The sequence below is a fragment of the Methylobacter psychrophilus genome (assembly GCF_025583945.1).
GTDB classification, from domain to species: domain Bacteria; phylum Pseudomonadota; class Gammaproteobacteria; order Methylococcales; family Methylomonadaceae; genus Methylobacter_C; species Methylobacter_C psychrophilus.
Genome location: NZ_JAOEGU010000058.1, coordinates 1 through 22,757 on the forward strand (window position 1 = coordinate 1; position 22,757 = coordinate 22,757).

The window sequence follows — 22,757 nt, forward strand, 5'->3', positions numbered from 1 at the left end:
ATGGAAAGCTGGTTTCTGTAACCAGGGTGACTCAGTAGACAAGCGTGAAGAAGCGCGGGTCCTGCGTACATTGAACGAAAAAATCCAAAACCTTGAGCGCAATTTATTACGCAAAGACAAGGCTTTGGCAGAGGCCGCAGCGCTGTTGGTACTGCAAAAAAAGTTCCGGGCGCTCTTGGGGGGAGAGGTCGAATGACTACCCACGAAGAGCGCAAGCAAGTGATTGTTTTATTAAATGAATCGGTAACTGCGGGTGCACGTCAAACTAAAGCCTGTGAAGTATTAGGCCTTAGTGAGCGGACCTTGCAACGCTGGCAGACAGGTGAGACGATTCGCTGCGATCAACGCCCTTTTCGTGACTATCAACCGCCACACAAGCTGACAGCAATCGAGCGCGCCGAGGTGCTGATAGTCGCCAATTCAGATGAATTCGGCCATCTGCCGCCCAGTCAGATCGTGCCACGACTGGCCGACCAAGGTAGCTATCTGGCGTCTGAGTCGACCTTCTATCGCATCCTGCGCGAGGAAAAACAGCTTACCCATCGGCGTAGCGAACGTCCGGCTCAAACACGAACCAAGCCACGCGCAGCATGTGCTACAGCGCCTAATCAACTGTACAGTTGGGACATTACTTATCTGCCAGCACTGATCCGTGGACAGTTTTTTTATCTGTATCTATTTGTGGATATTTTCAGCCGAAAGATCGTCGGTTGGCAGGTGTATGAAGAAGAAAACAGCGCCTTGGCTGGCGAATTGTTACGTGATCTCTGTCATCGTGAAGGGATACAGGCAGAACAGCTTATCCTGCATTCTGACAACGGCAGTCCGATGAAGGGATCGACTATGCTGGCGACCTTGCAACAGCTGGGTGTCATGCCTTCGTTTAGTCGGCCATCGGTTAGCAACGACAATCCGTACTCGGAATCGTTGTTTAAGACCTTGAAATATCGTCCTACATATCCGCTAAAGCCGTTCGCCGATGTTACTGAAGCGCGTCAGTGGGTCACAGGCTTAGTGGAATGGTACAACCATGAGCATCGTCACAGCGCTATCCGCTTTGTTACACCAGCACAACGTCATGAAGGCTTGGACGACAAGCTTCTGGGTAACCGTAAAGCTGTCTACGAAGCAGCACGTGCAAAACATCCGCAACGCTGGACTGGAAGTTCCCGTAATTGGGAAAAAATCCAGACAGTCCATCTTAACCCAGACAAGGTCTAAACAAAAAAATGCTACCAAGGAAGTGATTATTTAGAAAACAAACCAGAGTAAGATCTAACCGTCGAGGCGACAACTACATTGACAATTACCGCAGATATTCCATTTTCTTTGATGCGTGAGAACCAGTCTTCTGCTGCAACTGGAATCATCATATTTAGGTGCAAAAATGCACGCAGCAATTCTCCGTAATAGCTGACTGATTTACCAGCGTCATAGGGTCCAATTTGAACTTGTGCTTGCCCTGTTGAAGAGTCCTTCATATGTAGCGCAGCCTTGATATGGCAATGAGAAAAATGAATGTATCCGCTCGCCGATGCGTATACAGGAGAAATCCACTCGTTTTTTTCAGCCACACGATCCTTTAGATACTTGTCATGCATAACTGATCCATCGGCAGCCTGAAGCTTGTTTATTGCAACACCGTTGAAAACCTTGGATGCAAAATCTTCCGGGTCTGCCACCCAAAATAGGGCATATAAACGCAGCACAGTGTCGAGCTGAAGCCGTAGTATCGACGACGCCACAATAGAATTTCTTGATAATATCATTTGCCGAAAAGCGGCTGATTGAGCCAAAGCGCGGCGAGCAATCCCGAATAAATAAAAATGCTGATATTCTACCAATCTGGTGGTAGATACCTGCCCTTCGTAGAGCGCGAGGATTTCACGTTCTGAGCGTTCTATATCAGCCAATACTAGATTTGCGTTGTCATCCTCTATACTCATATCTCACCGTCTGTTCAGAGTTGTCTTGATTTATGCACCCTCGCGCCGAACACTGCTATTTCTTTCCGCCAACATCAAACGCGGGGAGGCATGTGTGCTGCATCCAAACGCCGGTGTATTAGAGAGACAAGCGAGAAAAGATCTTCTGCATCGTCCTTCGCCATAGGCCAATTAATTCTTGCCTCATGAGCAGTGGTATTCCTGAACATGCTGAAAGTACCGCGCAGTAAATTTGCGAAGCCCTTCTGCTCACTTTTCTCACTTTCAGTTTTCAGTGGGTTGATAGCCAACATCGGTTTATCGCCAGAAAGTGCGCGGTCAACGAGTGTCGTGCCGTCGTCGGTCAGCCCTGTTTGTTCCCGAAGCTTGTCGGCCACACTTTTAACGGCCTCCATCACAGCGTGAAAATAATTATCCGCGAGGAGCTCTTCGCGGCAAAACCGCAGCACGTCAGGATGAACGCCACGCGTGGTCAAGTCGGCTCGAAATTCTTGAGCGCGGCGTTGCGCCTCGGACAGGGTATGAGCCTGTTTCACGGTGGCTAGCATTCCCGCTGCATCTATAGAAAGCCCTGCAAAAGCGAGCGCTCGGTTAAGGTGGGTACGCATTGGCTCGAAGCGTTCTGGATTTCTAGCGAATCGCTCCGGCTTCATCGAATGACGGATGAAGCCTAAAATGCGTGTGCGGTCTTGCCGCTGATTCTGGTCTTGGGCAAAAGCGTTATAGAGGCGGTGACGCTTAGTCGCGGTAGGGTCAGTGTCGGCAATTTTACACGTTTCAAGCAAGTGCGTAATTTCCGAGCCGGTAAGGCCATCATTGGTGTCTCCAAGCGCATCCGCTATAGCCTGTAACTGCCCCTGCTCAAAACAACTCATTGGCTTAGCTGGTACATCCAGCCTCGGCGTCGGCAACACATCGGGAAATCGCTACATCAATCATCTTTAACTTCGTCTCAGCGGAAAGAGTATCCTCATCACCGAACAACAGACAGTCGCCCCCTTCACATATAAGCGCATCGCGGAACTCTGCGTCGCGTTCAATGCGGGCTTTTACGGTTTCTTTGAAACTGCGTGTTAATGTCATTTACCGTCTCTGTGTTACTTGCCAATTTTACCGTTCTACAAATGCTGTGGTGTGGCTGCACCATGATGGCGAGGTCGGAAGGTGACATTTACCTCAACATCCTCATCGAGTTTGCCAAGGATCGTAATCATCCGGTCGAGCGTAAAGCGGCGAAGCTGTGCGTTGCGGATATGAGAGAATTCGGAATGAGAAACCCCCGTTTGCTTCTCGGCATCGCGCGTCGAAAGCTTGCGCTCATCAAGAATATTGATGATTTTCGCCGCAATAATGGCGCGAGCCTGTTCTAGCCCTGCGTTGGAGCGTCCGAAGTCACGATAAATGTTGCCACTTCCGCGTATCAGTTCCATGTCGTCGTTTTTCATTTCAAAGCCTCCTTCAGTCTTTTGAGCCGTTCATGAATAATATCGACTTCCATTTGCGGTGTTTTGATTCCTGATTTCGATTTCTTCTGAAAAGCGTGAATCACCCAAATATCCACACCAATCTTGACGGCGTAGAGGGTGCGAAAAGCATCGCCTCGATGCTTGAGCGCAATCTCGAATACACCACCACCATCAACACCTTTGAACGGTTTTGCCTTGTCAGACTTGCCACCATCGGCAGCAATCGTAAGTGCATCGAACATGTCGCTTTGCACGTCTTCAGGAAATTCCTCGAAGTCTTTACGCGCGGCCTTCAGCCATGAAATAGGTCTGGTGTTTCTCATGGGATCAATGGTTACAAATTTGACACCATATTGCAAGAGAAAAAGCTATCCATTCCACACATAGCAGAGTTTTACGTAACTTCTCATTAGTCACAGGTAAGCTTATTTTTCAATAAGTTAGCTGTCTGGAAATTCACTAAAACTCGCTTGTTTTAGTACCGGATAATGAGAAATCAATGAGTTACGATGAATCCCTATAAGGGAAGGCATTATTTTTCAATTTTATCGCCATGTAAGTTATTGATTTATAATCTACCTGCAACTAATGAGAAGTTACAGTTTTACCGTTCCATTGCTCCCTAAACCCCTACTTTACCACTCCTTCGCCGCCGCCTCTGCATCGCCTAATTCTTCTCTGCGCCGCTCATAGCCGCATTTGTCGATCAGTGCGCGGGCTTTGTCCAAGGCTTCCGGGTCTCGGAACAACCTAGCGCGATGGAGGTGGATGTCGGCTTGGTGGGGGTACGACAACGATTCCTTCATTTTTGGGCCATAAGGAATTTCAGTTTCTAATGACCTGCATATTCTTCCTCAAATCTGCCAATGTTTACGGTTTAAACCAGTCGCTCATCCTGTCTGCCATGTCTTCGGCTTCCTCAATGTAATGGGTGGTCAGAATGATGGTGGTACCCAGCGCACGTAGCTCGCGCACCATGCGCCACATGTCGTGTCGTAACTCCACATCCACACCGGCACTCGGCTCATCAAGGAAAAATATCGTTGGCTCATGCGCGAGGGCCTTGGCAATCAGCACTCGGCGTTTCATGCCGCCAGATAGCGTCATGATTTTCTCATTGCGTTTGTCCCACAGAGACAGATCGCGCAGCACTTTTTCAAGGTATGCTGCGTTGGGCGCTTTACCGAACAGCCCCCGACTGAATTTGATCGTGGCCCAGACCGACTCAAACGAGTCCGTATGCAGTTCCTGCGGCACCAACCCGATGATTGCCCGCGCCGCACGGTAGTCTCGCACGGTGTCGTGACCATCGGCGATGATGGTTCCAGAAGTGGCCTTGACAATGCAGCAGATGATGCTAATCAGTGTCGTCTTGCCCGCACCATTGGGTCCGAGCAAGGCGAATATCTCGCCGCGTTTTATCTCCAGATTGATTTTTTTGAGCGCTTGGAAATCGCTGGCATACGTCTTGTTAACACCGCGCACGAAGATGATGGGGACGGAATTTTCGGCGGTTATGGTTGCAGATGTGGGCATTGTATTCATGGATTAATGTAATACAGGGACTTTAGGAAGGCGCTTATCCTGCTGTGCTGCCATGGTTTTTGAAGCGAAAATAAGATTGTTAAAGGTCAGGTTCCTCTAACAATTTAGCTTGCTCAAGATTAAATTCCACATATTCTTTCCATGCGGCACTATTTGTGTTGTTAATATCTACTTCCAAAAATTGCTTTCGAACTCTATTTAAAATTTGGATTAAAACAGTTTTCATTACATTAGATGCTGAAACAATAGAATCCCAATCTTTCTGCTGCTTCTTACTTAATGGCCTATCGCCTGGATTTGAGAATATGTAAGCACTACCATTGAAGTTTTTGTGATAATGTTCTCCATGCCGGGTTGTTTCATGGAATGACATGTGAAGACTGCGGAATGCTTTGGATAGCTCTGTATCATATAAATGAAAAAGACTGCTTTCTGCCACTGTATTAAAGCCTTCCCAAAAGTGAAGTACTTTATCTTGCAGCATATGAGGGCAATTTAAAAGATGTTGGTCAAGTGTTGGCAAATGGATGGTAGATAGAATCCATTTAAGATTTTCGATATCGCGCACGTGTTTTTTTTTCTCGGGGGATATCTGGTCTGTCGGTCTTTCAGGGTTTAATCGAATTACGGCACTAATAGCATCTTCAAGAAGTTTGTTTAGTTCCTGCTTTTCTTTGGTGCTTGGCTTTTCTTTGGCTGAGAAAGGTGAGGCGCGATGCCTATCAAAGTCAAATGGCATATCGCCTGGAAACGTACCTAAGTCTTTATTAAACAAGAGCACTATACGATCCCAGCCTAAATGAGCTACTGCATATCCAAGCTCAAAAACTACATTTGGATTAGGTGCCTGCCGCGTATTCGCTGGATTAGCAAAAATTGTTGTGATGTCACATACAAACATATCTGCTGTTTTAATCTTGCTTAATATCATAAGCGGGATATTCGGGCTTCCTGATGCGTCTCGGGTCGCTTCATCCACTTTAATAATATAATCAGAATTTGACTCTTCGATTGAGTTGGCCGCATTCCGTAACCCTTGTCGTATAAATTGTCGATTACAAGAATCTGGCAAGTCAGATTGCCATGAATAGAAAATTGTGAATTCATTAGAAGCGTTTTTCATGTCAAAACTGGTCCTTAAATTTTGAAACTGGTAGTTAGTCTTGTCCACCCCCTGAAAAGGGCATTCTTGTCAATTTTAAAGAATATCGACGCCCTCACTTCCAAGGAATGGACTTGGTGGATTCCCCCAAGAGTCAGCTTCTGCGACATACATCAAGAACTTTCGCGCACGCGTGACACCAACATAAAAAAGGCGCTTTTCGGCTTCTATATCCTCCGTTTTGTAATGAGGAAATGATCCTTTGCGAAGCCCGATTATGGCGACGGCGTCATATTCTCGGCCCTTGGCGTAATGGATGGTCGAAAGCCGCAGCGCACGAGTCGGACTTGCGAATAATCCAAGGTCTTCGATCGTGAGATTGACTGTGTCGATATTCTGGCGACGCATGTCGGCCTTCATCTCTTGAACCGACGCATAGAACAGACCAGCCTGCTCACGATCGATGTATCCGGCTTGACACAAGATTTCTCCAGTAACTTGGGACATATTGTCCAACCAAATTAGGGCACTTGGATTCTCCGCCAACTGCCGCGCCATCTTAAGGAGTCTGATAATAACGACACGACCTGCATGGGTGAAAATATCAAGGCGAGGCTGGCCGGTGATGTCCTGAATCGAATGAAACAGCGCCCTCTCCAATTGCCGAATGGTCTCTGGACGCGGCTCGATAACAGCGCCGCAAAGCTGCTCAGCCAGTGACGCGAAGATACGTGATCGCCGATAGGGACGTGCTCCTGGGCCTACGACTGGTGTGCCGAAGCTACGTAGCTTGCGTGTTAAGTCGAAAAGTGATGCCCAGTCCCTTGCTAAAATGGTAGCGTTGCCGAGCTCTATACCAAGCTCTTCCAAGGCGGGAAAAAAATATTCACTGATTGCGTGAAAAGCGGTCGTTCCGCGAACGAGCATAGGTTCTATCTGACAGTTCTTTTCGGGTCCTGCCGAAGTCATGGCTGGAGACCTAGGATAAAGCTGCTCTGCATGAGCAATAATTCTTGGGCTTGATCGGAAATTGCCGGTCAGGGAGAGAGAACGTGCGCCGATATGTACGCCGAAAGGATCAACTAGCTCTGGCCGTGCGCCGGTAAATGCATATATTGATTGTGCTATGTCGCCAACCACGAAGAAACGCGAACGGCTAGTGGCATGTAGAATCCTCAGAATTTCGATTTGAAGTTCGGTGGTGTCTTGGAACTCATCGATTAAAAACCACGCATATTTGGCGCATAGGCTCAATGCAATCCGTGGATGATCGCGCAGGATGCGATAGGCATCATAGATAATGGTTCCAAAATCGATGTAGCCAAGCTCGGTGCACCGAGCCCAGAAATATGGCGCGGCGTTACAGACGGGATCATTACGCGTAGCGGGACCAATAATCGCTCCTTTCGCATCAACATTTAACGATTCGAATACTTCATAGTCAGCTGGCCTCAAATTGAAGAAATTGACCTGAGCTGCTGCATAGTCAACGATCGCTTCAAAATCAGGGTTATCGCGGGTAAGCACGCGCACGGCCCCCTTAAAACTAGAGCCTAGCCAAGCGAAAGGACGAACTATTTCATTCAAGCAAAATGCGTGAATCGTCGAGACAGAGAAGTTCTGCTCGTCTCCTGGCATAAGTTGAGCCGCCGCCCGTTGTTCAATCTCCTGAACGGCGCTATTTGTGTAGGTGATACAGCAAATTCCACGCGGAGTTCCTCTGACAGGCTCAATCTCCGTGACCAGTTTCGCAATCAACGTCCTGGTTTTCCCGCTACCTGGGCAGGCCGTGAGAAGAAGATTGTCAGGGAAACGAACAGCCTCAAGCTGCTCAACAGTCATACCCATTAAACCTCGCGCAACCATTTGATGGCCTCGAAAATATAATTTGGCACCATGCCAGCATCGTCGATGTGGCGCACTGCCACCTGAGCGAATCTGGCTTTTCCGAAGCGTTTTGCGGTGCGTAGCACCTTATCTTTCAACTCATCATCAATAGCGTCACCAAAAATTTCACACATCGACAGCGAATTCTGGATTTTTGGAGCTCCGAGGTCACCAGCCGCGTTCGCCAGCATGGAGAGGTTGCCATGTTCGGTGATCTCTCGCTCGAAGGTGGTCGCGCCCAAGAAAATCTTTACATAAGGCCCTTCAAGCTCGGCTAAATCTGGCTTTATTGGTATGTCTTCATTCGCATCATCAGGCAGGTCGCTGACTTTGATATCAGCGTCCGCAACGATAGCGCATCGCTTCGGTAAGCAGGTATCAGAGAAGAGTCGAGCGAAAGCGCCGAAATGGACTCCGTTAATAGCAACAAGAGAGATGCCTTCACGTTCGAGATCAATACCGAGCACCTTTTTGACAAGAGGTGGAATGAGAAGCAACTCGGCTGCTCCCTCAACAAGCATGACGCGACGTGCGAACAGCAGATTCGACTTTGTAGCGTCGAGATAGCGTTCCAAATCCTGAACGTCGTCTGCCGTTAGTGTCGGAGAAGCTGACGGCACGCTTGCAACTGGAGGCGCTCCTGTTCGGTTTGTTAGAACGACAAAAGACGACATCGGGGCTTTGGCCGTAACCTGTGTACTGTGCGTGGTCACGATAGACTGGAAGGGAAAGGACCGCAGAGCTTCAAGCAGAGTTGTCTGTAATTGAGGATGAAGATGAGCTTCTGGCTCTTCAATCAAGATCAGTTCGCCAGCCGACTTGCCGACCGCCGCTCGCTTACGGAAATGCTCCACCAGGATCGCAATGTAGAGAATATTGTTAAGCCCCAATCCATTACGGCGCGGCTCAAACTGCTTCACAGATCCATTGGTCAATAGAACGATGAGGTTTCGTACAATCGATTGGAAGGATGGAGAAGATAGACCGAGATCGACATCTAGGCTGAAAGCTGGCCCGGTAATCTCCTTGAAAGATTTGTCGATCGAAATCGCAATTTCTTTAATGGTCGGTGATGCCTCAATCTGGTTGTTGGCTTCTTTGACGACGGCAATCAGTGTGTCTTGCTCTATTTTGTCGATCCCACTAGCGTCTATCAGGCGTGCGAGTGATGAACGACGCGTCTGCTGAAGGTCGGCTTCCACGTCACGGAGCGCTGGCAGAAAGACTACAAGATAGGACTGTAGGTACTGAAGACCGACGGTCATTGCTCCCATATCAGCATTTTCGTGGTTCCATTCGATGGAGGCTAAATCGACCTCCGGATTACCTCCACCAAATAATTCCCAGCCATAATCGTCCAAGCTGATCTGAGTATCAAGAAGGCCACCGCGCGCAATTGCCTCACGAAGCAGCCGCTTAGGACGGAATCGATAGAAGATTCTCGCGCGGTTATCTCCGATCTGCGTTCCATGCAATAGCGCTTCTTCGTTCTCGTTCCCCTCAAAATCGGTGAATTCGACACCTACAAAGACCTGAAAAGGCTTCAATTGATCAACCTCGCAATGCACGTCGTCTTTAGTCAGAACACGCATAGAGGATGGAAGACCTACATCGAGGCAAAGTCGTAGAGCGTAAATAAAGTTTGATTTGCCTGTATTATTTTCGCCGATAACAACGGTCGATAATGTGTTAATCGGAACATCGATGGCTCTCAGCGATCGAAAGTTTTTTACTACAATCCTGCTTATTCTCATTTTACCATTCTCACATAAAACCTATAAGATATTCATTTTAGACACGTATGGTTTCGTTAGACTGGTTTAATTACACCTTTTTCTTCCACCGTAAGTTTCAAGGCATACAACATTGGCCTGACAATCAACTCATACACTGCAACTGAAACGTGGTGGGCTTTTTCCGCATCGGTTTCGTTGCAACGCGCACCTTGATGAATTATTTGGTTTCTTAGTTTTTGTAGCTGTGTACACTCTGTCAATAACTTAGTTGGCGAATCATTTCGACAGATTTCTTTTAGATTCATATTAGCGAAGGTTAAAATGAGATTTGCTAGCAGACCTTCATAACGATCAAAGCCTGCTTGCCCCAGTGCATGTTGAACGATGATATCAGCTAAGGCTTCGTGGTGTACTAAGCCGTAAACGACTGGCTTAAGTAGGGCTGCCTTGAGAAGAAGCTCGATAGCCGACACAAAGAACACAACCGCTGCTGAATAATGCTTCATTTCGCGCAGAACTTTGCCTTCTTGAAGCGCATCAACAGCTGGTCGCATTACATTAGGATGTATTACGTAAAAGGATTTAAGCCGATCAGCAGTAAACTCACTAATTGCTTCAGGGTAGAATTGTTCCCGTATATCATCATAGAATGCATCCATTGCAGCGTCATGTTCATCGTAACTCATAATATTCTCATGTATTGTAAAACGGCTACCCTTAAATTACTCACCCCGCCAACTTCAACAAATCAAATACCACCTTGGCAAAGCCGGCGGCTTTGGCGGGATTGGATAATAGCTGCATCATCTGGTTATTATGGGCACCACTACTGTCCATGATGGCATCATCAACGGCTTTACTAAAATCACCCAGCATCGCCTGTTCAGTTGAATTATTGGCGATTTGCTTCATCACCAAGCTGTTTTCTTTAACTTTATCCCTGATGGTGTTCGCGTAATTTACCAAGTCATTTTCGGATAGATGATCGGTAATAAACAGTTCGTTCAATCGACTGATGATTTGCGAGATAAATTCTTCCTGTTTATCTTTGGCTTTAGCACTACCCAAGCCTTCACCAGGTTCCAACTTATACTCGGCTGAATCTTCTTTTAGTTTCAAGTCCTGCTGACGAATGACAGACAGGCGGTAATGACTAAGTTCTACGCCACTTAAATCGACACCCTCCTCTTCCAACAAAGTTTCACGCAACAGAGGGCGTAAGTTCCGCGCATACAGACTCAATTTTTCCAAGGCCTTATCGTCGTAATCGACAATTTGCGACATAAACTCATAAAAGCGTACAAACGTGCCTAAATCTTTTTTAAAGATTTCCAGGGTATCCTTTTCTTTTTTGCAGTCCTTAAAACTGTTTTCAGCATTAGCGATCAATACCGCATCGGCCGTTTTCTTGGTACGCTCGAACATGTCTGTTGCTTGTTTATAGGCATCAATAGCCGATTTATAACGCTTTTGCCAACGCTCGACGGCAGGTTTGCAGATATTGGCAATAGCGGCATTACTTTTGTTTTTTACAAAAAATGCCGCGCAGAACTGTTCCACTTCTTGCCAGGTAAAAATACCGGTAGCACGCAGCTTATCAAACAGATCAAAAATTAAATCAGGATCGGATACATCAGCCAGTTCTGCCGTTTGATAATAGGGCTGAAAGGCATCAAGAATATCCTGGGGTTCGTTGAAAAAATCCAGCACAAATGTGCCGGTTTCGGCTTTGCCGGGATAATTACGATTCAGCCGTGACAGGGTTTGCACGCATTCCACGCCACCGAGCTTTTTATCCACATACATGGCGCAGAGTTTGGGCTGGTCAAAACCGGTCTGGTATTTATTGGCTACAATCATGACTTGGTAATCATCCGAGTCAAAGGCTTTACGCTGATCCCGGCCTTTAAGATTCGGGTTCATATTACTTTCGGTAAACTTCTCGCCCAGCAAGCCGTCAGAATTGGGATCTTTATCAGTAAACTCAACGTCGCCGGAGAAGGCCACCATGGCATGGATGTTTTGGTAAGCCTGTGCCTTAATGTATTTATCAAAGCCCAACTTGTAACGCACCGCTTCCTTACGCGAACTGGTAACCACCATAGCCTTGGCTTGGCCGCCTAACAGGCCCATCACATTGGCTTTAAAGTGCTCAACAATCACCTGTACTTTCTGGGCGATGTTGTAATCATGCAGACGCACCCATTGATTGAGTTTTACCTTGGCTCTTTTGCTTTCAACGGGCTGGTCGGCACCGTCAATTTTTAACGCCAAGTTATAGGCCACTTTGTAATTAGTGTAGTTTTTTAACACATCCAGAATAAAGCCTTCTTCAATGGCTTGGCGCATGCTGTAGACATGATAGGCTTCAGGTAAATTGGTTTTGGACGGCGCTGCATCCGGGTTGGGCAAACGGCCAAACAGTTCCAGGGTTTTGGTTTTTGGCGTCGCGGTAAACGCCAAATAACTGACATTACTTGATGCCCGACGTGAAGCGATAGTGGCATCGAGAATATCTTCTGAGGTTATTTCTTCGTCGTCACTGTCTTGTCTGTCAATCATCAACACTTCTTTGAGCTGACGGGCGGTAGAGCCGGTTTGTGACGAATGCGCTTCATCGGCAATAATTGCATAGCGCCGCTCTTTTAAGCTGACACTGTTCTCAATCGCTCGCAGAACATAAGGAAAGGTTTGAATGGTGACGATAATAATCGGTTGTGAATTTTCCAGTGCGGCAGCCAGTTTTTCGGATTTTGAGCCATCGCCTTCCTTATTATTGATGCGCCCCACTACGCCATCGACATGTTCAAACTGATAAATGGTATCTTGCAACTGGTCATCCAAGACCGTGCGGTCGGTGACGATAATCACGGAATCAAATTGTTTGCAGCCAGCGGCATCATAGAGCGACGATAACTGATGCGCGACCCAGGCAATCGAATTGGATTTACCGGAACCGGCGCTGTGTTGAATCAGATATTTATGGCCGGGGCCTTCAGTGCGAGCCGCTTCCACCAGCTTGGTGACCACATCCCATTGATGATAGCGGGGAAAAATCAGCGCTTCTTTTTTGTACTTGCGCCCTTCCCAGTCTTCTTTTTCTTCGATCTGCAAATGCACAAAGCGGGCAAGAATATTAAGCAAGTTGGCAGGCAGTAACACCTCGTTCCATAAATAATCGGTGGCGTATTGATTAATATCTTCCGGTACATCGTTGCCGGCACCACCGTCTTTTGTACCTTTGTTAAACGGCAAAAAGTAGGTGTCATCGCCTTCCAGACGGGTCGCCATATATACTTCATATTGGCTGACGGCAAAATGCACCAACGCTCCGCGTTTAAAGGTTAATAACGGCTCCGGCTTTTTGGTCACCGGATCAACCGGCAACCGGGTGGTTTTATATTGCTTGATGGCGTTATGTATCGCCTGTTTAAATTCTGATTTTAATTCCAAGGTTGCGATGGGTAAGCCATTCACAAACAACACCAAATCGATACGCCAGGCTTTGGCTTTGGCACCCGTTTCGGTTAAGTGCGCTTCGTTTGCCCACGGACTGTACACCAATTCAGGTACCACCCGGCACCGGTTCTGTTGGTAACGCGCCAACGTATCCGGGTTTAACTCATGTTCGGGTTTAAACTGACACAAACTAAAGCGGGTGCCTCGGTCACGCAACTCATGACGCAACACACCCAACGTGCCAAAGGTACGCATTTCTTTATTGGCGGCATTCGGGTCAGCTTTATTGAGCTGGTTGGAAACCCGCGCCAAAAATTTTTCTTCGGAGTTATGGGGATAAAGAACACAGAATTTTTGCCACTGGGCCTCTTGCGTCTGTTGCACAAAACCCAACAAATCTTCCGGGTACAAGGCCAGTTCACGGTTGTAGTTTTCTGCTTTTCCCAACAACCAACCATTGGCGACCAAGTGTTTGATCATATCGTTTTGGAAAGTCAGTTCACTTGCTTTACTATTCATAAGGACTAAAGTCTGGCGCATGTGACTGTATGGCTTCAGCAATATATTCAACTGCCGCAAAAAAAGGTTCGTCTTTGGTCATATAACGAATTAAATCGTCGAGACTCAACTCATCATGTTTAAAATCTTTTTGCCAATTAAAATATCTTTGACGGTTGGCTAAAATAAATAAAAAACGTTCATGCAAAGGCAGTGAATTGATAGCATTTTCTACTGTATCCCGCAAATCAGACTCAGCGACTTCACATAAACCATGATCATGGCCGTAATAATTGATAACACCTAAAAATTCCCAAGCATTAGTCGCCTTAGAGTCTGGTGATTCAATTTGCTTAAGCTCACTCACCACTGCATTAAAAACAGATTGATAGACACTTTTATCCGCTAACTCAGAAAATTTGGTAATTAACTCAATTAATACATCAACATGACCTTCATACTCATCGGCTAGATATTCATCCATTATGTTTCCCTATAGTTTTTATATCGCGAGCAATACCTCTATTTAATTCTGTTTGGTAGCCTCATAAAATAACCTCACCAAGGGCGCGTAGCGGCCATGTTTCATGGCATGTTGCATAGCCGCGTAATACATCGCCCTATTCTCGCCATCAAATACCGGCGGCATTAAACGGGCATTCAGGCACTGCGCCATCACCAACGCACGTCCCACACGGCCATTACCATCGCCAAACGGATGAATTAAAATAAAATAAGCATGGGCTTTGGCAATGGCTTCCAGCGTTGCCGCCTTGGCTTCTTTATAAACCCAACGGTGCATTTCTTCGTCAATATCTTCCGGGTCAGTCGTTTGTACGCCGTCTAACTGCCCCATCACACGTATTTTGGTGGAAAAAAAACCGACATTGTCATAAACCCCACGCATAAAATCGGCATGTAAGGTCTTAATATTTTCTACCGTGATCGGCATTGGCTCACGGTGCTCGACAATCCTTTGCCAAAGTTGCTTGTGTGTCATAAAAGCATTAAAGCCTTCATGAAAAGTCTGCCTGTCCATGTTTTTGGGCAGCTTTTTTCCATCAATAATGTTATCGAAATCGGCTTTCGCCATATCGGTTTCTATTTCAATCGTGCCATAACTCAAGCGACGCAGAAAGGGCAAGAACAGCGCTTCGTTGTGAGGCATAGAATCCGGTAACAAAACGGCAGCAAAATTTTGTTTGGGAACATCCCATTCAGGAATCAAAAAATTCTGGCAATACAACACATCAATATCCAGACGATACTTGGCTGAGATCGACTCAGGCTTTTGCCGCCAGTTGAGAAGTGTTCGCCTTGAAATGCCAAGCGCTTCCGCTAACTTTGTCGAATAAAAAAACTTCGCCTGTAACTGGTCAAGCTTGCTTAAAAGACTGATGGTATTGTATTGCATAACAGGAATGCGGATTATCTGATCGTGTTGGCTAGGGTAACAAGAGTGGGAAACTTATTCAATATAAAACATTTTGTTTCTCACACCAATTTCTCGGTTTAGTCGGGTTACACTAACTTGAACTACGCAGCTACACCTTATTTTGAATCCACTTGAGGGGCATCTTCTCCTTTATAAATCAACTTGTTATCCTCCCATACCACTGCGTATTGACCGAGTTTGCGCTTTTTTTCCAGAGCATTAGCGACGGCTTCTTTTAATGAGCTGAGAATAATCCGGCTTTTTTCAGAAGGTTGCTTCATAACTATATTCATAATCCAGACTCTTTTAAAAAATGTTGATAAAGCTTATCGTGAATAACATGCCGTTGTGTACCTTGCTGTTCAAATACTAAAGTTGGTTCATCATGCGTATTCATAAAACATGAACAATTGTTTACTGCACAACTAAAATCGGTAAGTAAATTATGTAAGCTACGTGAAAACCTACGTTCAATATCCTTCAGTGGAATATTATGGCCACCATGCTTGACGCGTTCTGATACACGCGCTTTTGACATTTCAACTGAAGGTAATGCCAAATAAATCAACTCTACCTGCCACCCCGCATCACGCAAACGTTTAACCAGTCTTAAATAAGCCCGCCCGGCCAATGTGGTTTCAAAAGCAAAATCACGATTTTTTTGAATACAACTTTCAATCTCATGTAAGAAAATTCGGCTTGCCGTCATTAACTCACGCTCTGGTGCCAATGGCGATATACCCGCCGCAATTAAATCAGCATTTATGTAATGGGAGCAATTAACCACTTTAGGTAAATATTCTAACGCAAAAGTGGTTTTTCCTGCGCCATTAGGCCCAGCTATTATCCAGCATGTAGGCATCGTTTCTATGTTCCTCAAAAAGTGTATTTAAAATGCGTTGCGCCCATCTCATCTGACAATGGCTCCAACTCAATTGTGCAGACAGTGTCTGCACAATCTGAACGTCAGGAAAAACCTCGCTAAATTTTACCATTTGCGCCAGATTACGTTTCGACCAGCTCTTGCCATAATCTAGAGTCATTTGCTCAGCCAAACCAGCTATGACTTGCTTGCCATACTCTGCCCGTTCACCGCCCAAGACTTCATCGGCAATACGTTTGCCCACCTGCCAATACAACAAGGTCAATTCGGCATTGACAGCAGCAACCGCACGTTGCCTGGCCGATTGAATTAGCTGTTTAACTTCAGCGACAAGCGTACCATCGACAAGTGGAGATGGACTCATGCAGCTTCTTCCTTGTTGATTTCATTATTGCTGCGCAAAGGTTCTGGGGCTTGCCAGCTTCTTACGTCGATTTTGCCGGTGACGGCGGCGGAGATTAGGGCTGTTCGGCGTTCTCTTAATAAAGTAATTTGCTGGGTTATTTTTTCTAAAAGTTCATCAAACTTTGGTAATCTGCGTTCTATATAAGTAACTATTTCAAGCTGTTCATCTGTTGGTGGCAACAGAACATTAAACTTCCTTAAGTCCGCTTGAAATAAATGAGGGACACCCATACCACCTTGCATACACTTAATAACATTCTGCGTGTAAGTCGAAACAAAGAAGAAATACAAGTACAAACTGTTAATTCTGCCAATAGTTCGTAAAACGGCTATTGAGCTATTGACTGTTGATGGAGAAGGCAAACACTTAACAACATTTGTTGTTCCTGTGGTTGAACCATCTTTTGTGACTAGAACATCACCAATTTCCAGCATTATTTCAGGAGATTCTTCATATCTTTTCTTGGTGATGTAATTAACATTTTCAAAATCTATTTCCAGTTCTTTAATGTTTGGAGTGGCTAAAAAAATAAAGCCGTTTTCTACATATTCCTCAGCTTTAAGCCCTTTCCAGCCCAATCTAGCTTTTACAGAACACTCAAATCCCAAATAACTTTTACTCCAATGCTCCGGCACTTCACCCAACCACTCAACACCTGAGTCGCGCATGAGGACATTGGGATTTAAACCTTTGGTCACGGCATGGCTAATCACTGCCTGACGTTTTTCTTTGAGCAGCTTGATGAGCTGTTGTTGTTTTTTGATCAGGGTATCAATTTTGGCGGTTTCGTGATCGAGGAAGTTGGCTATTTTCTCCGCTTCTTGAGTAGACGGAGCCAGTAGCATTGCATTACTAATTAACTCTTGATTAAGAATGCGCGCGCCGTAAATATTTGTAGATGCATTCTCAATTACAAATTTTGGCAACACATAATATAGATATGATAAGGGCAAAGTTGCCCCTTCTAAAAAAGAAGCAATTGCTTCATTTGTATACATATCTTTTCCAGCAAAAGATACACATCCAACCGAGAGTTTGAAACTATAGAGCAGTGACCCGCCAGGTGTAATATCCATAGATGCTACTTTGGCCGCTTCATCAGATATTTTTTTAGCGGTATCATGAATAATCTTTCCTCTTAGGTCAGATATATTCGCCCATAGATTTTCACCATCAAAATTTGCATCGTTTTTCGTAGGCGGTGTCCACCCAACCTGATAAGGGGCAATAAACTTGATTTTGCTTACAGTCCAATGCTCAGGCACGTCACCTAACCACTCAACCCCAGAATCCTTATAGTCAGGATAAGCCTGATATTTCATCGTTCGCCGCCCAATTCATTTTCTATGCCTTCAATATTGGGCAACTTGGATTGCAGATGTTGAGGGGATAATTTTCCATAATTACGCAACAGCCTGTTTCGCAATTGCTTTTGATATTTCATTGTTATTCTCCAGCACTACTATTCAACGTATAAAACTCGTGCAATTTGGCTTGCAGCAGTTTTTTGTCCGGCAATTGCGTCTGGTATTCAGCAATCAAAGCCGGAGATAGCGAGCGGCTGAGGGCATATTCGACCACCTCATCATCTTTGCTGGCACAGAGCAGCACGCCGATGGCGGGGTTTTCATGAGGTTTCTTATGATCGCGGTCAAGCGCTTCCAGGTAAAAACTGAGCTTGCCAAGATGTTCTGGCTCGAAGCGACCAACCTTGAGTTCAATCGCCACTAATGCATTCAGTCCCCGATGAAAAAACAACAAGTCTAGTGCAAAATCTTGCTTACCAACTTGTAAGGGATATTCGCTGCCAATAAAACAAAAATCACGTCCTAATTCCAGTAAAAAATGCTTTAGCCGTGCAAGCAAACCTTGATGTAAATCTGCTTCACTATGGTCGTCAGGTAAGCCGAGAAACTCCACTAAATAGCTATCTTTAAAAACATTGAATGCTTCGGGATGTGTTTGCGTCACCGCTGGTGACATTTTTGCAGGGCTTAAAATACTGCGTTCAAATAATGCCGTTTTGAATTGACGCTCCAATTCTCTGCTCGACCATTTTTCTTGTGTCGCTATTTTCAAGTAAAACTCACGCTCTTCCGGACGTTTGCTTTGGCTGAGAATAATTAAGTTATGTGTCCACGGCAATTGTGTCAGCAGTGCCGACACTTTCTTATTCTGCGCGTAAGCCTCATAAAACTGGCGCATCCTAAACAAATTTCGTCGGGTAAATCCTTTTAAATTAGGCTGAGTCAGTGCGAGGTGGTTTGCCAATTGATTAACAACAGCATCACCCCATTGTGCGGTGCTTAATTTGGCGCTGATATAGGCGCCTATTTGCCAGTAAAGCTTAATAAGATTGGTGTTAACTGCTTGATAGGATTCCTGCCGCGCGGCTTCAATGAGCTGAACAACTTCGGTAAAATCACTTTGTTGGGCATTGGGTGTTATCACGAATGGACCTCTTGCAACAACTTCATAATCTCGCCACTGACGGCATCCAAATCCGCATCAATTTCCACCAAATCCCTAGGCGGCTGATACTGATAAAAATGCCGGTTAAACGGAATTTCATAACCGACGATGCCTATCTCCTGATCCTTATGGTCTTTTTTACTGGCATCTATCCAGGCATCCGGCACATGGGGTTGCACTTCTTTAAGATAATAGGCTTCATTAATGGCGTTAACGGTTTTTGACGGATCAAGGGCGACGTTTTCATTATCACGCAGATCACTATCGGTCTGGTATTCCAACACTTGGCCGTTGATGGCAAACAAGCCGTAAAGTGGATTAGGTTTACCTTTGTGGATTTTCTTGATGACTTTTTCGGCAAGCGGATTTTTCCAACTGACTGCGGCTTTAAGCTGTTTTTTCTCTTTGGCATCCAAGGTCAAAGCTGATTTTTTACAGGCTATGTTAAGAGCATCGTCAAACCCGTTCATGTCATCGTATTGCGCTGTGCCTATCACTTGTTGCAGTTGCCTGGCTTTGAGCAGCAGATTTTTTTGATCCAGCCATGTTTTGCGCTCAAGCAGGTCTTTGATTTGTTTTTCTTTAAGTTCGGTAAAATGAATTTTAAGATGTTTGCGAATGGCATCGCCGTGTTCGGTTAAGTCCCCGTAGTTTTTACAATCTGGGGCGTCCGACCAACTGCTTGCATTATCGCCTGTATTTTCTGCCCCATATTCAGTATAAACCCACTGCATCGCAGCATTTAAAGGGCCTGCGGCAAAACGTAAGGTGCTAATGCGTTCATCACTAAACTGATAAGATTCACGTAAAGGACGTTCAATACTGATGCGGCGGTAGCCAAATTCGTAAGTGTTAAAGATTTTGCTGGCAAAGGTCTTGGGTACTTCGGTTTTTGGATTGGCTGACTGGCGACCACGATTACTTTTTTGTTCGGTGGGTTTGTCCAGTTCACGCGCATCAATCACAGCAAAACTGCCAAAGGTACGGGTGATGGTGGCAATGTCGGTTTCATCCATCACATTGCGCTTGGAACCTAACGATTTGCGCATTTTTCCGCACAGATTAACACCGTTAATTAACTGCACTTTGCCTTTACGTTCGGTCGCTTTTTTGTTGGACAACACCCACACATAAGTCGAAATGCCGGTGTTGTAGAACATATCAGTAGGCAAGGCAACGATGGCTTCCAGCAAATCGGCTTCCAAAATATACCGACGAATCTCGGACTCACCGGAACCGGCACCACCGGTAAACAACGGTGAACCGTTAAGAATAATACCGATACGTGCGCCGCCATCGGCTGAATCGCGTAATTTACTGATCAGGTGCAACAAAAATAACAGTGAGCCGTCCGAGACCCGTGGCAAGCCAGGGCCAAAGCGGCCATCAAAACCTTTTAGGCTGTTTTCGTCTTTAATATCGGATTCAATCTTTTTCCAATCGACGCCAAACGGAGGATTAGATAGCATGTAATCAAATTTATCGGCATACAGTTGGTCATTTGATAAAGTGTTGCCGAGTTTAATATTTTTGACTTCTTGGCCTTTAATCAGCATATCGGCTTTGCAGATAGCGTAACTCTCGGGGTTAAGCTCTTGCCCGAAGCCTCGCATGACGGCTTGCGGATTTAACTCATGCACATATTCCATGCCCGACGATAAAAAGCCGCCGGTACCGGCCGTCGGGTCATAAATCGTGCGAATAATACCCGGTTTGGTCAGCGCGTCATCATCTTCCATAAACACCAGTGCCGTGGTCAAGCGCACAATATCACGCGGGGTAAAGTGCTCTCCAGCGGTTTCATTTGAGCCTTCAGCAAAGCGGCGAATGAGTTCTTCAAACACCAAGCCCATATCATGATTGGAAATGGCCTTGGGACTTAAATCGGTTTGCCGAACCTTTTGGACAATTTTGTAAAGCAGGTTGGCATCGTTAAGCTGACCAATAAATTCGGAAAATTTGAAATGTTCAAAAATCTCACGGGCATCTTTTGAAAACCCCTGAATATAAGCTTCCAGGTTAGCGGCAATACCGGCCTCACCCAGTTTGGAAAGATCCATTTTTGAGATATTAAAAAACGACAAACCACCGGTTGCGCGTAACAGCAATTTTTCCTGAGCTTCTTCCGGCAGGTTCATGGCTTGTACTTTTTCAACCTGAGCCAGTACCGCGTCTTTGCTATCCTCCAATACCCCTTCAAGGCGACGTAACAAGGTAAACGGCAGAATAATACGACCGTACTGGCTTTGTTTAAAGTCGCCACGCAGTAAGTCGGCTAACGACCAGATGAAAGTAGCCAGGTTGTTGGTATTTTGTGTCATCGTTTTATTGCTTAGTCTCGTTTATGGCCAAAGAGCAAATGGCTGGTGGTAGGAAAAACCATTACATACTACCACGGCATGGCGGTATCAATGCGTTCGAACAGGCTGGAAAGGCTTTTGGACGGAGCAGCACTTAAAATTCGCTCGTATTACACGTATTTCTCCAAGAGAGAAATGATGAGCGTAAGAGTGCCTGGTAACAATTAATCTTGATGGAGAATTGAAATTAATGTCGTGGGTTATGAGGTACCTGCATACTTATAAAGCGTGGTGCGTGAAACTTTATAGCGCTGAGCAACGCTGGATATATTGACCGACGGATCGCGCATTAACGCCTTAACCTCTCGAATCTGCTTTTCATCAAGCGCCGGTTTTCTTCCGCCTTTCCTGCCTCTTGCCCTCGCTGCAGTCAGACCGGCATGGGTACGTTCGCGAATCAGGTTTCTCTCGAATTCAGCCAAGGCCGCAAAGATATGAAACGTCAGTTTACCGTTGGCATTTGTGGTTTCAATCTTTTCTGTTAGGCTTTCAAAGCCAATGCCATCACGTTCAAGTTCAGTGACAATCCTCACCAGATCAGGCAGTGATCGCCCCAACCTGTCCAGTCGCCAAACCATCAATGTATCCCCTGCCCTTAATGCTTTACGGCATTGCTCAAGTTCAAGTCGTTCCGTATTTTTGCCACTTACCTTTTCTTTGTAAATAACTGCACAACCAGCCTTTTTTAGGGCATCCTGCTGTAGGTCTAAATTCTGATCGTCGGTTGATACTCTGGCGTAACCAATCTTTTGATTCATGAACACTTTACTTGTTTTGATAGATTGACCGCAATGTTAACATTTTTACCCCTCTTTCACTATCCAAAAAGGGTGGTTTTTGGATTGTTCATCAAACCTCCGTTAAATGGACACTATTGGTAGCTTCTTAGTCAATCGTGCTTGGACTCCAATAAGCCTGGCTGACCGAACTCAGCGTCATGAGTTGGTCTACCACACGATTCAAGTCTTCAGAGTCTATGGATGTGGATAGTAGTATGGCGAATATTTGCACCTCATTTTGGACAAATGGATGAACATCGAAGTCGCTCACTGGGTAATTAGCAGCTTCGAGCAAGAGCTTCAACTGATCGCAGGTGTCTTTTTGATGTTGACGGTCGCAGATTACACAAACCGAATAGGTCACTTCGCCATTCTCATCATCAATCGGCTTACGATTAATTGCATTCACTACCGGGCGCAGTAACGTATTTCCCGCCAGCACGAATAGCGCGGCCAGCACCGCTTCCGATATCAGATCGGCACCCGCGCAAGCCCCGACTGCCGCTGCCCCCCATAAAGTAGCAGCGGTGTTCAACCCACGGATATTACCATCGCCTTTCATGATAACCCCGGCACCCAAAAAACCAATGCCCGATACCACATAGGCCGCCACATGCACAGCACCTTCGTGGCCGGTCAAACGGTTCGCCATATCGACAAATACAGCAGCGCCTACTGCCACCAGAACATTGGTGCGTAGCCCTGCTGTCCGCTGGCGAAACTGGCGCTCCAAACCAATCGCCGCCCCCAGAATAAACGCCGTCGACAGGCTAATAAAGGTGT

At 45.9% G+C, this 22,757-nt stretch carries 23 protein-coding genes and 1 pseudogene; 2 read left to right on the forward strand and 22 right to left on the reverse strand.

From position 1 onward, the window contains the following. Together N7974_RS17600 and N7974_RS17605 are read left to right on the forward strand one after the other, a co-directional pair. Positions 1–196: pseudogene (locus N7974_RS17600) on the forward strand (transposase); the annotation flags it as partial. After that, positions 193–1,221 (forward strand): IS3 family transposase, encoded by a 1,029-nt coding sequence (locus tag N7974_RS17605; RefSeq protein ID WP_262966870.1) that lies wholly within the window; start codon positions 193–195, stop codon positions 1,219–1,221. The pseudogene N7974_RS17600 and the gene N7974_RS17605, both read left to right, overlap by 4 nt. Positions 1,222–1,247: 26 nt before the next feature. Here N7974_RS17605 and N7974_RS17610 read toward each other — a convergent pair whose 3' ends face one another. From N7974_RS17610 to N7974_RS17715, 22 genes are all read right to left on the reverse strand, one after another. Next, positions 1,248–1,946 (reverse strand): hypothetical protein, encoded by a 699-nt coding sequence (locus N7974_RS17610; RefSeq protein ID WP_262966871.1) that lies wholly within the window; start codon positions 1,944–1,946, stop codon positions 1,248–1,250. 74 nt (positions 1,947–2,020) lie between these two features. Beyond that, a complete protein-coding gene (locus N7974_RS17615) occupies positions 2,021–2,821 on the reverse strand; it encodes a TIGR02391 family protein (RefSeq protein WP_262966872.1) in 801 nt (266 codons plus the stop codon). Positions 2,822–2,825: 4 nt separating this feature from the next. Continuing rightward, complete coding sequence (locus N7974_RS17620; protein WP_262966873.1) at positions 2,826–3,029, reverse strand: hypothetical protein; 204 nt, start codon at positions 3,027–3,029, stop codon at positions 2,826–2,828. 35 nt (positions 3,030–3,064) lie between these two features. Next, the gene (locus N7974_RS17625; RefSeq protein WP_262966874.1) at positions 3,065–3,391 is read right to left on the reverse strand and encodes a helix-turn-helix domain-containing protein; all 327 of its coding nucleotides are present in this window, start codon (positions 3,389–3,391) and stop codon (positions 3,065–3,067) included. Beyond that, complete coding sequence (locus tag N7974_RS17630; RefSeq protein ID WP_262966875.1) at positions 3,388–3,735, reverse strand: type II toxin-antitoxin system RelE/ParE family toxin; 348 nt, start codon at positions 3,733–3,735, stop codon at positions 3,388–3,390. Before N7974_RS17630 ends, N7974_RS17625 begins: the two co-directional genes overlap by 4 nt. Positions 3,736–4,282: 547 nt before the next feature. Then, positions 4,283–4,948 (reverse strand): ABC transporter ATP-binding protein, encoded by a 666-nt coding sequence (locus tag N7974_RS17635; protein ID WP_262966876.1) that lies wholly within the window; start codon positions 4,946–4,948, stop codon positions 4,283–4,285. An 88-nt stretch (positions 4,949–5,036) separates the two neighbouring features. Beyond that, positions 5,037–6,080 (reverse strand): nucleotide-binding protein, encoded by a 1,044-nt coding sequence (locus N7974_RS17640; protein ID WP_262966877.1) that lies wholly within the window; start codon positions 6,078–6,080, stop codon positions 5,037–5,039. A 75-nt stretch (positions 6,081–6,155) separates the two neighbouring features. After that, positions 6,156–7,901, reverse strand: a complete 1,746-nt coding sequence (locus N7974_RS17645) for an ATP-dependent helicase (protein WP_262966878.1) — start codon at positions 7,899–7,901, stop codon at positions 6,156–6,158. Between the two features lie 5 nt (positions 7,902–7,906). Then, positions 7,907–9,700, reverse strand: a complete 1,794-nt coding sequence (locus tag N7974_RS17650; RefSeq protein WP_262966879.1) for an ATP-dependent nuclease — start codon at positions 9,698–9,700, stop codon at positions 7,907–7,909. Positions 9,701–9,756: 56 nt separating this feature from the next. Beyond that, complete coding sequence (locus N7974_RS17655) at positions 9,757–10,368, reverse strand: hypothetical protein (protein WP_262966880.1); 612 nt, start codon at positions 10,366–10,368, stop codon at positions 9,757–9,759. 40 nt (positions 10,369–10,408) lie between these two features. Beyond that, entirely contained in the window at positions 10,409–13,660 is a 3,252-nt protein-coding gene (locus tag N7974_RS17660; RefSeq protein WP_262966881.1) for a type I restriction endonuclease subunit R, read from the reverse strand. Beyond that, positions 13,653–14,123 carry a hypothetical protein gene (locus tag N7974_RS17665; RefSeq protein WP_262966882.1) on the reverse strand — a complete coding sequence of 157 codons (471 nt, stop codon included), beginning with the start codon at positions 14,121–14,123 and terminating at the stop codon, positions 13,653–13,655. The genes N7974_RS17660 and N7974_RS17665 overlap by 8 nt, the downstream gene beginning before the upstream one ends. Before the next feature lie 42 nt (positions 14,124–14,165). Further along, complete coding sequence (locus N7974_RS17670; RefSeq protein ID WP_262966883.1) at positions 14,166–15,053, reverse strand: Fic family protein; 888 nt, start codon at positions 15,051–15,053, stop codon at positions 14,166–14,168. A 137-nt stretch (positions 15,054–15,190) separates the two neighbouring features. Beyond that, entirely contained in the window at positions 15,191–15,367 is a 177-nt protein-coding gene (locus N7974_RS17675) for a hypothetical protein (protein ID WP_262966884.1), read from the reverse strand. Next, the gene (locus tag N7974_RS17680; RefSeq protein ID WP_262966885.1) at positions 15,364–15,936 is read right to left on the reverse strand and encodes a zeta toxin family protein; all 573 of its coding nucleotides are present in this window, start codon (positions 15,934–15,936) and stop codon (positions 15,364–15,366) included. The genes N7974_RS17675 and N7974_RS17680 overlap by 4 nt, the downstream gene beginning before the upstream one ends. Next, on the reverse strand, positions 15,905–16,321 hold the full coding sequence (locus tag N7974_RS17685) for a DUF1016 N-terminal domain-containing protein (protein WP_262966886.1): 417 nt from the start codon (positions 16,319–16,321) through the stop codon (positions 15,905–15,907). The genes N7974_RS17680 and N7974_RS17685 overlap by 32 nt, the downstream gene beginning before the upstream one ends. Next, positions 16,318–17,685 carry a restriction endonuclease subunit S gene (locus tag N7974_RS17690; protein WP_262966887.1) on the reverse strand — a complete coding sequence of 456 codons (1,368 nt, stop codon included), beginning with the start codon at positions 17,683–17,685 and terminating at the stop codon, positions 16,318–16,320. Before N7974_RS17690 ends, N7974_RS17685 begins: the two co-directional genes overlap by 4 nt. After that, a complete protein-coding gene (locus N7974_RS17695) occupies positions 17,682–17,807 on the reverse strand; it encodes a hypothetical protein (protein WP_262966888.1) in 126 nt (41 codons plus the stop codon). Before N7974_RS17695 ends, N7974_RS17690 begins: the two co-directional genes overlap by 4 nt. A 2-nt stretch (positions 17,808–17,809) precedes the next feature. Next, positions 17,810–18,814, reverse strand: a complete 1,005-nt coding sequence (locus N7974_RS17700) for a PDDEXK nuclease domain-containing protein (protein ID WP_262966889.1) — start codon at positions 18,812–18,814, stop codon at positions 17,810–17,812. Continuing rightward, a complete protein-coding gene (locus N7974_RS17705; RefSeq protein ID WP_262966890.1) occupies positions 18,811–21,156 on the reverse strand; it encodes a type I restriction-modification system subunit M in 2,346 nt (781 codons plus the stop codon). The genes N7974_RS17700 and N7974_RS17705 overlap by 4 nt, the downstream gene beginning before the upstream one ends. A 239-nt stretch (positions 21,157–21,395) precedes the next feature. Beyond that, positions 21,396–21,953: a recombinase family protein gene (locus N7974_RS17710; RefSeq protein ID WP_262966891.1), complete on the reverse strand. Its 558-nt coding sequence runs from the start codon at positions 21,951–21,953 to the stop codon at positions 21,396–21,398. Positions 21,954–22,080: 127 nt separating this feature from the next. Next, a partial coding sequence (locus N7974_RS17715) for an MgtC/SapB family protein (protein WP_317451625.1) occupies positions 22,081–22,757 on the reverse strand: 677 nt, incomplete at its 5' end.